Here is a 14009-nt window from a genome sequence, read left to right on the forward strand (position 1 = left end):
CTAAGTAGTCGCTGTGGTCGCGCTCGCACTGGACATAGGGGAGACCAGGATTGGCATTGCCGTCTCGAGCCGTGATGGCAAGATGGCGATGCCTGTCAAGGTGCTTCCGGCTGCCGAGGTCACTGGCATGGCAAAGACGTTTCGCTACCTGGTCGAGGACTATGAGCCCGACATCCTGGTAAGCGGACGTCCCTTGACCATGGCCGGTGAGCCCGGCCCCCAAGCCGAGCGCGTCGCCGCCGTGGCCCAAAAGATTGCCGACGAGCTCGAACTTCCGCTGGAGTTTGAGGATGAGCGTCTGTCCTCGCAGGAGGCTAAACGAATCCTGCGAGAGCAGGGGCTTAACGAGAAACAGATGAGGGGCAAGATTGACATGATCGCCGCCAGCCTGTTCTTGCAGACATGGCTCGATCGTAAAAACGAGGAGGTTCAGCATGCCTAGCGCTTCCGATCCGCGCCAGCCGAATCGTACACGGCAGCCCGCGCCGCGCCCTGCTCAGGCTGTCCAGCGCCCGGCGCAGCCGATGCAGCGTTCGACTCAGCCTACTCAGCGTGCTGCTCAACAGCCCGCCGCTCGTCCCGCGCAGCCCGCTGGCGGCGCTCGTTTTAAGCAACAGGTTCCTGCCCAGCGCACGCAGGGGCAGGCCCCGCAATCACGCTCCCACGCACATCATGCTCATGGCTCGCACGGCGTTGCTCCGGCCACGCGTTCGAGCTATAACACGCACGCCCGCCGTGGTGCCCAAAAGAAAAGCTCCCCGGTGCCTATGATTATCGGTGGCGTCGTCGCCGTGCTTGCGCTTGTCGTGATCGTTTTCTTTGTCGTGCCAGCCGTCAAGGGCTTCTTTGCCGGTGACGATGCGAAAGTCGCTGCTGGCCAGCAAGTTACTATCACGATTCCCGATGGTGCCTCGGGTGACAGCATCGCTTCGATTCTCTCCGAGAACCATATCGTCGAAAATCCCAAGGATTATTATGCGGCAGTCAAAAAGCTCAACGCCGACATGTCGCTTAAGCCCGGCACTTACTCGTTCACCACGCTTATGGACGCGACCAAGGTCGTTCAGCAGCTCATGGAAGGGCCCAATGCGGGCTCCGATGCGCTGACTATCCCTGAGGGCCTGACGGTCGATCAGGTCGCCGACCGCGTCGCCAAGGCCTACGACAGCATTTCTAAGGAAGACTTCCTTAACCAGGCAAAGGCGAGCAATTATGTGAATGATTACGCTTTCCTTAAAGACGCCGCGAACGATTCGCTCGAGGGCTTCCTGTTCCCCAAGACCTATTCGTTGGGTAAGGACCCGTCTGCCGATGATGTGATTCGCGCCATGCTTGATCAGTTCAACGCCGAGTATAAGTCGCTTGACTTTGCCAGCTGCGAGGCCAAGATCAAGGAGCGCTACGGCGTGGAGATGTCCGATTACGACATCGTTAACCTTGCCTCGATCGTCGAGCGCGAGGGCCTCAATGCCGATCAGCGCGCGCATGTGGCATCGGTTTTCTATAACCGTCTGGCGGGCAAGCTCGATGGCCTGCGTTACCTCAATAGCGATGCGACCATGATGTATGTCACCGGCGGCGAGGTTACCGCCGATGACTTGCAGAGCGATAGCCCGTATAACACCTATAAGCACGAGGGCCTGCCGCCCACGCCCATCTGCTCTCCGTCGCTCGAGGCGCTCAAGGCTACCCTTGAGCCGACCGACTCCGATGACCTGTATTTCTACATCACACAGGACGAGGAGTATTTCTCGAAGACCTACGAAGAGCACCAACAGTCTTGGAATTGATCATGAGGATTTTTAGCCCCAAACGATATGTTGCCTCAGTCGACCGCATCGACCTCGATACCCTGTGGGCCGACGGCAAGCGCGCCATTCTACTCGACCGCGATAACACCCTGGTGCCGCGCGATACCGAGCAGGTTCCCGCTGCGGTTTCCGCTTGGCTCGAGGCCGCCCATGCCAAGGGCTTTAAGCTGTGCATGGTGTCCAACAACTGGCATCGCGACCAGGTCATGGCATCGGCGCGCGAGTTGGGTCTCGAGGCCATCAGCCACGCCATGAAGCCCGCCCCGTTTGCTCTGAAGGCTGGACTTAAGCGTCTGGGCGCCACGGCCGACGAGGCCGTGCTGATCGGCGATCAGCTTTACACGGACGTGTGGAGCGGTAACTTTGCCGGCGTTGACACTATTCTGGTCAAGCCGCAGACAACCCAGGACCTGTGGTACACGCAGATCTTCCGTATCTTTGAGCGCCGGGCTCTGCGCGACCTTCCCTGCGAGGAATAGGTTTCGCCATGTCTCAGCACATCAAACACGGCTGCGACCATATCTTCTTTATCGGCTTTTTGGGCGCGGGCAAGTCGACGCTTGCGCGCAACGTGGGCACTATGTTCAAGCGTCGATTCATCGATACCGATCGTTTGGTTGTGCGTCGATGCGGTAAGTCGGTGACCGAGATATTTGAGACCGAGGGCGAAGATCGATTTCGCGAGCTCGAGACCTCGGCACTCCGTTCGCTTCAAAGCGAGCGCAGCCTGCTGGTATCGTGCGGGGGCGGTATTGTCGAGACCCCGGTGAACATTGAACTGATGCACGAGATGGGTACGTGCGTGTACCTCGAAGGCGACTTTGAGGATTCGTTGCGCCAGATCCGCCGCTCCGATACCCGACCCGATTTCCGCTCGCCCGAGCATGCTGCGCGCCTTTTTGAGCATCGACGTCCGCTGTATCGCCAGGCCGCCGATATTACCCTTGATATTCGCAACAAGTCCTTCGAGGACGTTTCCTACCTTTGTGCCGAGAAGCTTTTGGAGCGTGGACTGCTATGATTCGCCGTCAACTTATCAATTTCCAAAATCGCAGTGTCGATGTCCGCGTCGGATTGGGCGCGTTCGAGGAGCTGCCGCGCATGTTTGCCTCGGCTGTGGGCAAGCCTAAGCGCGCAATGGTGGTTTGGAACGACGCCGCATCCGAGCGTTTTGGCGAGGTCGTCGAGCATGCGCTGATCGACGCCGGCTTTGCCGTGTCGCTGCTTGTCCTCGAGGTTTCTCCTGCCGGCGCTACGCTGGCCGCTGCCGATACCGTCTTTGACGCCCTGTCGGCTAACGGCATTACCTGCGATGATCTCGTTGTCGCTGTCGGCGACACGGCGACCTGCTCGGTCGTTTCCTGGTGCGCTAATCAGTGGTGCGGTCGCACCGAGTGCGCCTTGCTGCCGACGACGTTTGACGCCATGCTCACGGTTGCGACGACCATGAAGCCGCTCGTCGCCTCGTCGGCGAATGCGCTTCCCGCTATCGCGTTCCGTCCCGAGCCGGGCTTGGTCGTGTGTGACCTCGACCTTGTTCGCGAGGCGGACCCCGAGGACCTCAAGCTCGGCTATGCGGTACTTGTTGGCACCATGCTTTCGAGCAGCAAGTCCCGCTGGAATCAGTTTACTGAGACCGTTCCCGAGATTCTCGCGGGCGAGGAGGTCGCGCTTGTCAATGCCATTCAGTGGTCTCAGACTGCCCGCAAGGACGTACTGATGGCCACGAACCCGAGCGCCCGCCATGCGCTCGATTTTGGCAAGATGGGGGAGCGTACCCTGCGCGCCTGCTTGGGCGACGCCGCTTCGCAGATCCCTGCCTACCAGCTGTTGTCCGAGGGCATGCGTTTTGAAGCGCGCGTTGCCCACGATGCTTGCGACTTCGATATCGATTACGTTTTTGAGGTCGATGATTGCCTGGAGGACTTTGGTATCGAGGAGCTTGCCTTCGATCTGGAGCCTGCCACGTTTATCGAGGAGTTCCGTAAGCAGCAGTTCGCCCGCTCGAACCGCAGCATGTTGCCGCTGCCCGCGGCACTCGGCGCCATTCGTCTAACGGGCGTTGAGGACGAGGTTCTTGAGCGCCATGCTCACGCCTACTTGGATTCTCGCAAAGAACTCCTCTAAGTTTTATTGACATCCATCGTCTTTCGTATCATGTTGAGGGGCGGGTTTCCAATCGGTTGCGGATTGCATGCGATTCCGTCGTTCGGTTGAGACCCGTCCCGCACTTTTTGAGACAACAAGAAAGGAATCTGCATGTCTGAGTTTGCTGCCGGTCCTGCCGGTCGTATCGAGCGTGTCCGTGCCCTGATGGCTGAGCGCGGCTACGACGCTATTGTGGTGCGCGACGAGGCCAATCTTCGTTGGCTTACGGGCGTGAAGGGTGTCTTCGACTACACCTTCGAGTTCCCGCACGCGGCGTTTATTACGGCTGACCAGTGCCTGTTCCATACCGACTCGCGCTACCTCAACAGCTTTGAGGAGAACACGCCCGCCGGCAGCCCTTGGGTCTACGACATGGACGAGGGCACCATCCCTGGTTGGGTCGCCGGTAAGATCGCAGCCAATAAGTGCCGCTTCTGTGCTGTCGAGGACGACATGCAGATCAACTTCTACCAGGGTATTCAGCGTGGCCTGGAGGACCGTTCCGTCGCCTGCATGTTGCCGCTGATGCATGACGACATTCGCAAGATGCGCGCCATCAAGGACGCTGAGGAGATCGAGCTCATGCGCCATGCGCAGTCGATCACCGATGCCGCCTTCCAGCATATGCTCGGCTTTATTAAGCCCGGTATGACCGAGAAGCAGGTTCGCAACGAGCTCGAGAACTTTATGTTCGCCAACGGCGCCGACAGCCTGGCCTTCGGCTCCATTGTGGCGAGCGGCCCCAACACCGCCAACCCGCATGCCGTGCCGAGTGACCGTGTCATCGAGAAGGGCGACTTCGTCCTCATGGATTACGGCGCGGGCTACTGCGATTATCGTTCCGACATGACGCGCACCGTCGTGATGGGCGAGCCTACCCAGGAGCAGCTTGACCTGTACGCGCTCGTGCGCCGTACGCACGAGGAGTGCGTCGCTGCCATCCATCCGGGCGTCGAGGGCAACGACATTTTTAAGCTTTCCAAGAAGATCATCGGCGATGCCGGTTATGGCGATTACTACAACCATGGTCTGGGCCACGGCGTGGGCATCGACATCCACGAGCTGCCCAACTTCAACCGCAGCAAGAACACCATCGAGGTCGGCTCGGTTATCACCATGGAGCCCGGCGTGTATCTGCCCGGTGTGGGCGGCGTGCGCCTGGAGGACTACGGCGTGGTCACCGAGAACGGCTACGAGCCCTTCACCAAGACCCCGCACGACCTGCACATCATCGATTGCTAGCCCATTTCGATAGATTTTTGGGGCGGGGCGTCCGGAGCACTTCGGGCGCCCCGCGTTCTCTTTTTATGCGCTCGCTGCAGGCGCCGTCTGCAAGTGTATAATTTCGGTCGTATGTAATTTGGACGCTTGTGCGTCCTGCCCATAACAAGAAAGGTCGCTATGCCTACCATTTCTACCGCCGACTTCAAGAACGGCCTCGGTCTCCGCATCAAGGACAAGGTCTACACCATCGTCGAGTTCCAGCATGTCAAGCCGGGCAAGGGCGGCGCGTTTGTGCGCTACAAGACCCGCGACATCAAGAGCGGCCGCGTCGTCGAGAACACCTGCAACGCCGGCACCAAGTTCGAGAGCGTCATGCTCACCACCCGTGAGTTCCAGTACCTCTACAACGATGGCGCCGACTACATCTTCATGGACAACGAGACCTATGAGCAGGTTCCCGTTCCCGAGGACATGGTGGGCGAGAACTCCAAGTGGCTGCGCGAGAACGACATTTGCCAGCTGCTCTTCGCCGACGATGAGCTCATGGGCGTGACCCCGCCGATGTTTATCGAGACCACCATCGTCCAGACCGACCCGGGCTTTAAGGGCGACACCGTCCAGGGTTCCACCAAGCCGGCCACGATCGACACCGGCGCTGTCATCCAGGTCCCCATGTACCTCAACGAGGGCGAGGTCATCAAGGTTGACACCCGCGACGGCAAGTTCGTCTCCCGCGTCTAGCAACCAACTTTTCTAGGAGGACTCATGCCCCAGGAAATCAAGATTGACGGCATCGGCATTTCGCCCGATGTTTTGACCGCCATCGTCTCGCGCGCCGTGTCCGATGTCGAGGGCATCGCCTCCGTTGGCGTCAAGGACCTTGCCACCAACCTTGTCTCCATGATGCTCTCGTCCAAGGCCCCGGCTTCTGAGCCGGCGGTCGAGGCCGAGGTCGTCGGCGACAAGCTCGCACTCACCGTGCGCGTCGTGGTGTTCTTTGGCTATCCGTTCAAGAAACTCGCCGAGGCCGTTCGCGCTGCCGTGGTCGCCGCCATCGATGCCCAGGTTGGCGTTGAGGTCGAGCGCGTTGACGTTTGCATCGACGGCCTCGTTTTCCCCAAGGAGTAACCTTTGAGCCTTAAGGTTTATCGCGGGCGTACGCTTGCCCGCAGTCAGGCGCTGCAGCTGCTGTTCCAGGCCGAGGCCACGGACAGCCCGCTCGAGCGCGTCCTCGAGGGTGATTTCCTGATCTCGAAGGGTCCCCTCGATCCCTATGCGCTGGAGCTGTGCCGAGGTGCCTACGAGCATATCGACCGCATCGACTGTGCTCTGCGCTCCGTTGCCAAGAACTGGATTCTTATGCGCATGCCCGGCGCCGACCGTAATCTGCTGCGTATCGCCGTTTATGAGATGCGTTTCCTCACCGACGAGGAGGTCTCGGACGCCATCGTGATCAACGAGGCCGTTGAGCTTGCCAAGGCCTATGGCACCGACCAGTCCGCGTCGTTCGTCAACGGCGTGCTGGGTAAGATCGCTCGCAGCGAGGAGCTGCCGGGCGAGGACCTATACCAGGAGCTGCTGGCCGAGGATCGCGCTCGCGAGGAGGCACAGGCTGCCGAGGCTGCCGCTAAGGTTGCGGTTGCCCAAGCTGAGGCTGGTGCGCTGGTCGAGGATGCGGACGCTGCTGAGGCCGTCGAGGCCGACTCCGTCGAGGAGTAGCCATGCCAGAGGGTTCCGTCCGCAACTTTGATGAGATCTCGGACCGTCTGGATCAGATCATCGCTACCGTTCGCTCCAAGGATACGTCCTTGGAGCGTTCACTCGATCTGTTTGACGAAGCGATTGAGCTGGGCTCCCGCGCGGTCGATATGGTCGACAAGTTTGAGCTGACGCCGCGTGAGGCCGACAAGCTCGAACAGGAATACGATGAGGATGCGGCAAACGAATCCCAGGATAGCTAGGCCGCATCTCCGGATACGAATGGTTGATGGCATTCATGAAACGCGTGCGTCTTGATGACGAACTGATTTCACAGGGCATCTGCGCCGATCGCGCGGATGCCCTTCGCACTCTTATGGCCGGCTTGGTCTCGAGTGGCGGTGAGCGCTTGACTTCGCCGGGCCTTAAGGTGATCCCGGGGCTGCCGCTGCATGTGAAGGGGCGCATTCCCTATGTTGGCCGCGGCGGTCTTAAGCTCGAAGGCGCGCTTGATGCGTTTGGCATCAATCCGACGGGCCTTGCCTGTCTGGATGTGGGCTGCTCTACCGGCGGCTTTACCGATTGTCTGCTCAAGCGCGGAGCTGCGACCGTTGTCTCGGTGGACGTGGGTCGCGCCCAGTTCGATTGGTCGTTGCGCCAGGACGATCGCGTGACGCTGCATGAGCGCACAAACGTGACGCAGCTGCCTGAGCTTGGCTATGCCGGCACTATCGACCTGGCTGTGTGTGATGTCTCGTTTACCAGCATCGCGAACATTATCGATGCGGTACTGGCGTGCCTGGCGCCTACGGGTGCATTCTGCACGCTCGTAAAGCCGCAGTTTGAGGCTCCGGCGGCGCTGGTGGGCGAGGGCGGCATTGTGACCGATTCCGCCGTGCGCCGCGATACACTCGTGGCGGCGGTTGAACTCTTTGCTGCCAAGGGCCTGTTCCCGGTCGATGTGTGCGTGTCGCCCATTCATGGTGCCAAGGGCAACGTTGAGTTTTTCCTGTACGGCACGAGATTTGACCCCGGCGATCGCTCGCAAGACGAGCTGCAATCCCAGGTATCGGTTATGAGCGAGAAAGCTGCAACGCTATGAAGGTCTTTCTGGTTCCCAATTACTACAAGCAAGAGGCGGTCGAGAGCGGCCTGATGCTCGAGCTTTGGCTGACGCGCCAGGGCTATGAGGTCGCATGGGCTGCCGACCAGCGATCGAAGATTCAAAGCACGCCTGATATTGACGGCTCCGATCTGGTCATTACGCTCGGCGGCGACGGCACGTTGCTGCGCGCTGCCCGCATCCTCAACCATCGTGAGATTCCTATCCTCGGTCTTTCCTATGGTCACCTGGGTTTTTTAACTGCTGCGAGTCCCGAGGAGCGCGACATTCTGCAGGTCGTGAGCGACGCCCTGTCCGGCGAGCTGCATGTGAGCCGTCGCGCTACCATCGCCGCGGATATCGTGTCCGTGCGCGAAGATGGTACGAAGGATGTTGTGCGCACCTTCGCCCTCAACGACATGGCGCTTACACGCGGCCCCCTGTCCGATATGGTCGAGTTTGACATCACGGTGTCCGGTCACCATATCGACCGCCTACGCGGTGACGGTGTCGTCGTTTCGACGGCGACTGGTTCTACGGGTTACGCGCTCAGCGCCGGTGGCCCCATCGTGAGCCCTGACTATACGGGCATGGTCTGCGTACCCATTGCGCCGCACACCATTCAAGCTCGCGCTTTCTTGACTTCGCCGAGCGATGTCGTCGAAATCTTTATGTCTGATGACCGTCCGAGCGTGCCGGCGATCGCTATCGATGGACAGTTTATTACCTGCGACGGCACGGTCGAGAGCGTGGCCGTGCGCCGAGGCCCCGGCGATGTGCTGCTGCTCGACTACGGCCCCGAGAGTTTTTACAACTCGGTGAGCCGCGTATTCTACGGAGTCCGCCATGATCGATGAGATGCAGGTTTCTAACATTGCACTCATTCGCGAGGCGACGCTGGTGCCGAGTGCCGGCCTGACTGTCCTGACCGGCGAGACCGGCGCCGGCAAGACCGCGCTGCTCTTGGCCCTCAAGCTTATTTTGGGTGAGCGCGCGGATTCGTCGACGGTGCGCGAGGGCGAGGCGCTGGCGAGCGTCGAGGCGCGCCTGTTTGACGGCCCGCACGACACGGAAGGCTTCACGGTCCAGCGCAGCCTTTCCGCCGAGGGCCGCAGCCGCGTCAAGATTGACGGCCGCATCGCCAGCGTGCGCGAGCTTTCGGAGCGCGTCGGCGTGATGATGGATCTGTGCGGCCAGCACGAGCACCAGCGCTTACTCGATCCGGCGCATCACGTTGCGATGGTCGATGCGTGGGCGGGACGCTCTGCGCTCGAGGCGCTGGATGCGTACCGCGCCTGCTTTAAGGCTTCGCGGGCTGCCGCTAAGGAGGTTCGACGTGTCGAAGAGGCCTCGCGTGCGCAGGGGAGCCTCGTCGAGGAGGCGCGCTTTGCGCTCGAGCGCATCGGCGAGGTCGACCCCAAGCCGGGCGAGTATGAGGAACTCGAGGAACTGCTGCCGCGCTCCGAACATGCCGAGGTACTGGTTGCCACGGCTAACGATGCCCATGCATCGCTTGCCGCCGAAGGGGGAGCGCTCGATGCCGTGAATGGCGCCGTGGCCGAGCTTTCACGCATGGCGACCGTCGATCGCAAGCTGGGTGACATCGCCGATGCACTTTCGGATGCCTGTATCTCCCTTGAGGATTGCGCGAACGAGCTTCGTGCCTATCGCGATGGCATCGCCTTCGACCCGCGCGAGCTCGCTCGCATGCGTGAGCGGTATTCCGACCTCAAGGGTCTGTTGCGTCAGTGGGGTCCCACTATGGACGATGTTTTTGCCATGCGCGATCGCTCGCAAGAGCTGCTGTCCCTGGTTGATGATGGCGACGAACAGATCAAAAAGGCGCGTGAAGCGCTTGGCGCGGCGGAGCGCGAACTGTTTGCTGCCGCCAAGGCGCTTAAGCGCGCTCGCAATACGGCGGCCCCGCGCTTCTGTCACGAGGTGGGCCGCCAGATGGCTCGCCTGGAGATGGGTAGTGCCGAGCTCGTCTGGGAGTCGCGTGATCTTCCCCGTGCTGAGTGGACGCCCGTTGGTCCTTCGAGCTACGAGCTGCTATACCGCAGCGGTGCCGGTTTGACGCCGCGCCCCTTGCGTCGAATTGCGTCGGGCGGTGAGCTCAGCCGCGTCATGCTGGCGAGCAAGGTTGTCCTCGGTAACGCGGACGGTGTCGATACACTGGTGTTTGACGAGGTCGATGCTGGTGTCGGTGGCTCCACGGCGCGTGCACTCGCGGGCGTGCTGGCAGATCTCGCCGCTACGCATCAGGTGATTGTCGTAACCCACTTGGCGCAGGTCGCCGTCATGGCCGACAAGCATTATGTTGTCAGCAAGGAACCGGGCGAAGTCCCCCAGACGCATTTGGACGAGGTAACCGGCGAAGCGCGTACCGCCGAGATCGCCCGCATGTTGAGCGGCGATCAGTCCGAGGCAAGCTTGGCCCACGCAAAGCAGATGCTCGAAGAAGCTCGAGGTTAGGTCGTAACAGCGGTGTTGGTGGGACAAAATAGACTGAAATTTTTGTCCCACTACGCGTTTTACTCAACGACCTTGTCCGGCTGGATGAGCTCCTCGTAGTAGCTGATATGCTCGCGAGCGTCTTCAATCTCGGGCAGCAGGAAGTTGTAGATGACTTCGATGATCATCGTGGCGCTGATCTTAGAGAACGCAAAGTCGCCCGTTGTCAGCAGCGCTTCGTGGTTGACGGTATTAAAAGTGTAGTCTGCCAGACGCGCGAGCGGGGATTTGCTGTCGCTGCTGATGACGACTACGGTTGCGCCGCAGTTGCGAGCCGCTTTTGCCATGCGATTCAGTCGGCGCGATTTGCCGGAGTTTGAGATTAGCACGATGACGTCACCCGGGCGTAACGTGAGCGCAAAGCCGATTGATGTCTCGCTAATGGTGCTCGCCATGCAGCGCAGGCCCAGCTGCGAAAACTTAAACGTCGCATCGAGCGCGACCGCGTTCGTATTGCCCACAGCTGCAAACTCAATAACCCCTGCATGCTTAAGGGCGTGCACAACAGCCGCCAGCGTATCGTGGTCGATTCCGTCGATGGTCGCATTAAGCTCGCTCACCTTGGCAGCCAGGATGTTTTTGAGGCTCTGCTCCATATTGTCGAGCGAGACCTCGTCAGTCAGGCCCTCGTTGCGCTGGCTTTCCAAATCCCTCGCCAACGAAAACTGAAAGCTGCGGAAGCTGCCAAAGCCAAGCTTGCGGCAGAAGCGCGAAACGGTCGCCTCGGACGTGGCGGCGGCGCGTGAGAGCTGAGCGGCCGTGAGGCGCGGCGCCTCGGACTGGTGCTCCAATATATAGTCGACAATGCGCTGCTCGGACTCGCTGTATCCCTGATGGGTACTAATGAGGGAAAGTGCGCTCTTGCTACTATCGGTCATGGATGGCTCCTGGTTGGCATGAAAATCTAATTTGATTTGCAATGCCATAGTATACGGGCATTTCCAATTACAAGATACACCTTGCCGTTTCAAGTGTTGATGGTAAACTTTCACCTACCGTTTACGGTTATGAAAGAACCTTTCACCGGAGAATTGCACCTTGTCTCTTCTCATGCGGACGGTAGGTTGGTATCTTTCAATTGTGGAAAAACGCGCATCTAAGCGCGTGTAGGGGAGCGCCCGCGGGCGCTGTACTCAAGAAGGAGGGACACATGGCTAAGTTTGACATCATCGCCGCCACCGGTTGCCCGACCGGCATTGCGCACACCTTCATGGCGAAGGAAGCGCTGGAGAAGGCAGCTGCCGAGCGCGGTCTGACCATTAAGGTCGAGACTCATGGCCAGGTCGGTGTCGAGAACGAGCTCACCAAGAGCGAGATCGCTGGCGCCAAGGCCGTTGTCGTCGCAGCCGATAAGGATGTCCAGGCTGAGCGTTTCGCCGGCAAGCCTATGGTTTCCGTTGGTGTTTCCAAGGCCCTGTCCGTTGAGGCCGCCGGTAAGCTGATTGACCGCGCGCTCGCCGCTAAGGGTGACGACACGGTTGCAGCCGCTGCCGATGTCGAGGACGAAGTCGAGGAGAAGGAGTCCATCGGCCACGTCATCTATAAGCACCTCATGAACGGCGTCAGCCATATGCTGGTCTTCGTCGTTGCCGGTGGTGTCCTGACCGCCGTTTCGTTCCTGTGGGGCATTACGTCCTTCGATTCGACGGCGTCTGACTACAACAGCTTTGCTGCGATGCTCAAGATCATCGGCGGCATCGCCATGAACCTCATGGTTCCGGTGCTTTCCGCCTACATCGCCGAATCCATCGGCAAGCGCCCGGCGCTCGTCCCCGGCTTTGTTGCCGGTATGATCGCCATCCAGGGCCTGCCTGTTAACGCCGAGACCGGCATGATCGACGCCGGTGGCGCCGGCGTGGGCTTCGGCTTCCTGGGCGGCATCGTCGGCGGCTTCCTCGCCGGCTATGTCATCCTGCTGCTCGAGAAGGTCTTTGCCGGCCTGCCCAAGAACCTGGACGGCCTCAAGGCTATCTTCCTGTACCCGCTGTTCTCGACGGCTATCGTCGGCCTGGTCATGCTCGGCATTTCCGGCCCCATGGCTGCCATCAACACCGCCATGATGGACTTCCTCAAGGGCCTGTCCGCCTCTGGCGCCGTTGTCCTGGGTCTTGCCATTGGCTGCATGTGCGCCTTTGACATGGGTGGCCCGGTCAACAAGGCTGCTTACGTTACCGGTACCGCTATGCTCACCGAGGCCCTGGCCGCCGGTGTTGGCACCGACACCTACAACTTCGGTACCAACTTCATGGCTGCCGTCTCCGCCGCTTGCATCGTTCCGCCGCTGATCACCACCTTCGCTGTCGTTGTCGGCAAGAAGTACTTCAGCCAGGAGGATCACGACGCCGGTGTCGTCAACCTCATCCTTGGTTGCACCCACATCACCGAGGGCGCCATTCCGTTCATGACCAAGAACATCTGGCCCGTCATGCCCATCATGATGCTCGGTTCCTCTATCGCTTCGATCCTGACCATTATGTTCGACGTTCACGATCCGGCGCCTCACGGTGGCTTCCTGGTCCTGCCCGTTGTCGAGAACGGTCCGCTGTGGGTCCTCGCGATCCTCATCGGTGCTGTGGTCGGTGGCATCCTGTTCGTGGCCTTCAAGAAGTACGACTTCGAGAAGAACCAGAAGGCCGCCCCTGCAGCCAAGCCGGTTGAAGCCCCCGAGGCCGCTGCCGTCGAGGCCCCCAAGGCCGAGGCCGCCGACTTCGTGAAGGTCGAGAATGTCTTTGTCGCCGAGGACTTCGCTTCTCGCGACGAGGCTCTGAGCTTCGTTTCCAACCAGGCTGTCAAGGCCGGTATCGCCAGCGACGCCGACGCCGTGATGAACGCCTTCCTGGCCCGCGAGGCCGAGGGCACCACGGGCATGATGGAGGGCTTCGCTATCCCGCATGCCAAGTCCGACGCCATTAGCGAGGCTGCCGTCATCGTCGTCAAGGACGAGTCCGGCGTGACCGGTTGGGATACCATGGACGGCGCTCCCGTCAACGTGGCTATCGCCCTGCTCATCCCCGGTGCCCAGGCCGGCACTACGCACCTCAAGATCCTGTCCAAGGTCGCCGAGGCGCTCATGGACGAGGACTTCCGTGCCACCGTCAAGGGTTCCACCGACGCCGCCGAGATCGCCAAGACGATCAACGCCCGCCTGGTCTAATTCCCCAGCTCGCGAATAACATCGCCCTCTGTACAGAAAGGCGAGGACTCCACCAGGAGCCCCCGCCTTTTTTCTGTCCCTCCCATAAGTTGCGGTGAAATAGGGACTGTTTAAACGATTCAACCCCAAATTCAGTCCCTATTTCACCGCAACTTACATAAGGGGCATAGAGGGGACCACCTATCGAGTCTTTGTCGCGAACAGATCATCAGCCAGAATTTCGTTCGCACGATATTGCTCTGGACCGACCGAGTTTCCGCAGCTCGCCCGCCGGGCGGGGCGGTTAAGTTTGTCGCGAGTTCCGCACGCAAAGGAAAGCACTTAATGTGCTTTCCGTCTTGCGCAGGACTGTAGAGCA

At 60.2% G+C, this 14009-nt stretch carries 15 protein-coding genes; 14 read left to right on the forward strand and 1 reads right to left on the reverse strand.

Translation table 11 applies throughout. The features are described from left to right. The first annotated feature begins 13 nt into the window (after positions 1-13). The 13 genes from ruvX (at position 14) to ACEXKH_RS06415 (ending at position 10458) form a co-directional block, all read left to right on the forward strand. Positions 14-442: a Holliday junction resolvase RuvX gene (gene ruvX / locus ACEXKH_RS06355; protein ID WP_152076975.1), complete on the forward strand. Its 429-nt coding sequence runs from the start codon at positions 14-16 to the stop codon at positions 440-442. Further along, positions 435-1790, forward strand: coding sequence for an endolytic transglycosylase MltG (gene mltG, locus ACEXKH_RS06360; protein ID WP_373573500.1), 1356 nt, complete (start codon positions 435-437; stop codon positions 1788-1790). The genes ruvX and mltG overlap by 8 nt, the downstream gene beginning before the upstream one ends. A gap of 2 nt (positions 1791-1792) precedes the next feature. Continuing rightward, on the forward strand, positions 1793-2290 hold the full coding sequence (locus tag ACEXKH_RS06365) for a YqeG family HAD IIIA-type phosphatase (protein WP_373573501.1): 498 nt from the start codon (positions 1793-1795) through the stop codon (positions 2288-2290). Between the two features lie 8 nt (positions 2291-2298). Next, the gene (locus ACEXKH_RS06370; RefSeq protein ID WP_349089546.1) at positions 2299-2832 is read left to right on the forward strand and encodes a shikimate kinase; all 534 of its coding nucleotides are present in this window, start codon (positions 2299-2301) and stop codon (positions 2830-2832) included. Then, the gene (locus ACEXKH_RS06375) at positions 2829-3938 is read left to right on the forward strand and encodes a hypothetical protein (RefSeq protein ID WP_373573502.1); all 1110 of its coding nucleotides are present in this window, start codon (positions 2829-2831) and stop codon (positions 3936-3938) included. The genes ACEXKH_RS06370 and ACEXKH_RS06375 overlap by 4 nt, the downstream gene beginning before the upstream one ends. A gap of 132 nt (positions 3939-4070) precedes the next feature. Then, complete coding sequence (locus tag ACEXKH_RS06380; RefSeq protein ID WP_373573503.1) at positions 4071-5201, forward strand: M24 family metallopeptidase; 1131 nt, start codon at positions 4071-4073, stop codon at positions 5199-5201. 159 nt (positions 5202-5360) lie between these two features. Continuing rightward, entirely contained in the window at positions 5361-5924 is a 564-nt protein-coding gene (gene efp / locus ACEXKH_RS06385) for an elongation factor P (RefSeq protein ID WP_117806186.1), read from the forward strand. Between the two features lie 24 nt (positions 5925-5948). After that, complete coding sequence (locus ACEXKH_RS06390) at positions 5949-6311, forward strand: Asp23/Gls24 family envelope stress response protein (protein WP_006233982.1); 363 nt, start codon at positions 5949-5951, stop codon at positions 6309-6311. A gap of 3 nt (positions 6312-6314) precedes the next feature. Next, the gene (gene nusB, locus ACEXKH_RS06395) at positions 6315-6902 is read left to right on the forward strand and encodes a transcription antitermination factor NusB (protein ID WP_373573504.1); all 588 of its coding nucleotides are present in this window, start codon (positions 6315-6317) and stop codon (positions 6900-6902) included. Between the two features lie 2 nt (positions 6903-6904). Beyond that, the gene (locus ACEXKH_RS06400) at positions 6905-7144 is read left to right on the forward strand and encodes an exodeoxyribonuclease VII small subunit (protein ID WP_006233978.1); all 240 of its coding nucleotides are present in this window, start codon (positions 6905-6907) and stop codon (positions 7142-7144) included. A gap of 35 nt (positions 7145-7179) precedes the next feature. Next, positions 7180-7983, forward strand: a complete 804-nt coding sequence (locus ACEXKH_RS06405) for a TlyA family RNA methyltransferase (protein ID WP_161161452.1) — start codon at positions 7180-7182, stop codon at positions 7981-7983. Next, the gene (locus ACEXKH_RS06410) at positions 7980-8840 is read left to right on the forward strand and encodes an NAD(+)/NADH kinase (protein WP_035138200.1); all 861 of its coding nucleotides are present in this window, start codon (positions 7980-7982) and stop codon (positions 8838-8840) included. Before ACEXKH_RS06405 ends, ACEXKH_RS06410 begins: the two co-directional genes overlap by 4 nt. Next, a complete protein-coding gene (locus ACEXKH_RS06415) occupies positions 8830-10458 on the forward strand; it encodes a DNA repair protein RecN (protein WP_373573505.1) in 1629 nt (542 codons plus the stop codon). Before ACEXKH_RS06410 ends, ACEXKH_RS06415 begins: the two co-directional genes overlap by 11 nt. Positions 10459-10517: 59 nt before the next feature. Here ACEXKH_RS06415 and ACEXKH_RS06420 read toward each other — a convergent pair whose 3' ends face one another. After that, a complete protein-coding gene (locus ACEXKH_RS06420; RefSeq protein ID WP_226790721.1) occupies positions 10518-11375 on the reverse strand; it encodes a MurR/RpiR family transcriptional regulator in 858 nt (285 codons plus the stop codon). 272 nt (positions 11376-11647) lie between these two features. Between ACEXKH_RS06420 and ACEXKH_RS06425 the strand changes: the two genes are divergently transcribed. After that, positions 11648-13651, forward strand: a complete 2004-nt coding sequence (locus ACEXKH_RS06425) for a fructose-specific PTS transporter subunit EIIC (RefSeq protein ID WP_373573506.1) — start codon at positions 11648-11650, stop codon at positions 13649-13651. Positions 13652-14009 lie beyond the last annotated feature (358 nt).

Source organism: Collinsella aerofaciens ATCC 25986 (assembly GCF_964259375.1).
Lineage (GTDB): Bacteria > Actinomycetota > Coriobacteriia > Coriobacteriales > Coriobacteriaceae > Collinsella > Collinsella aerofaciens_BO.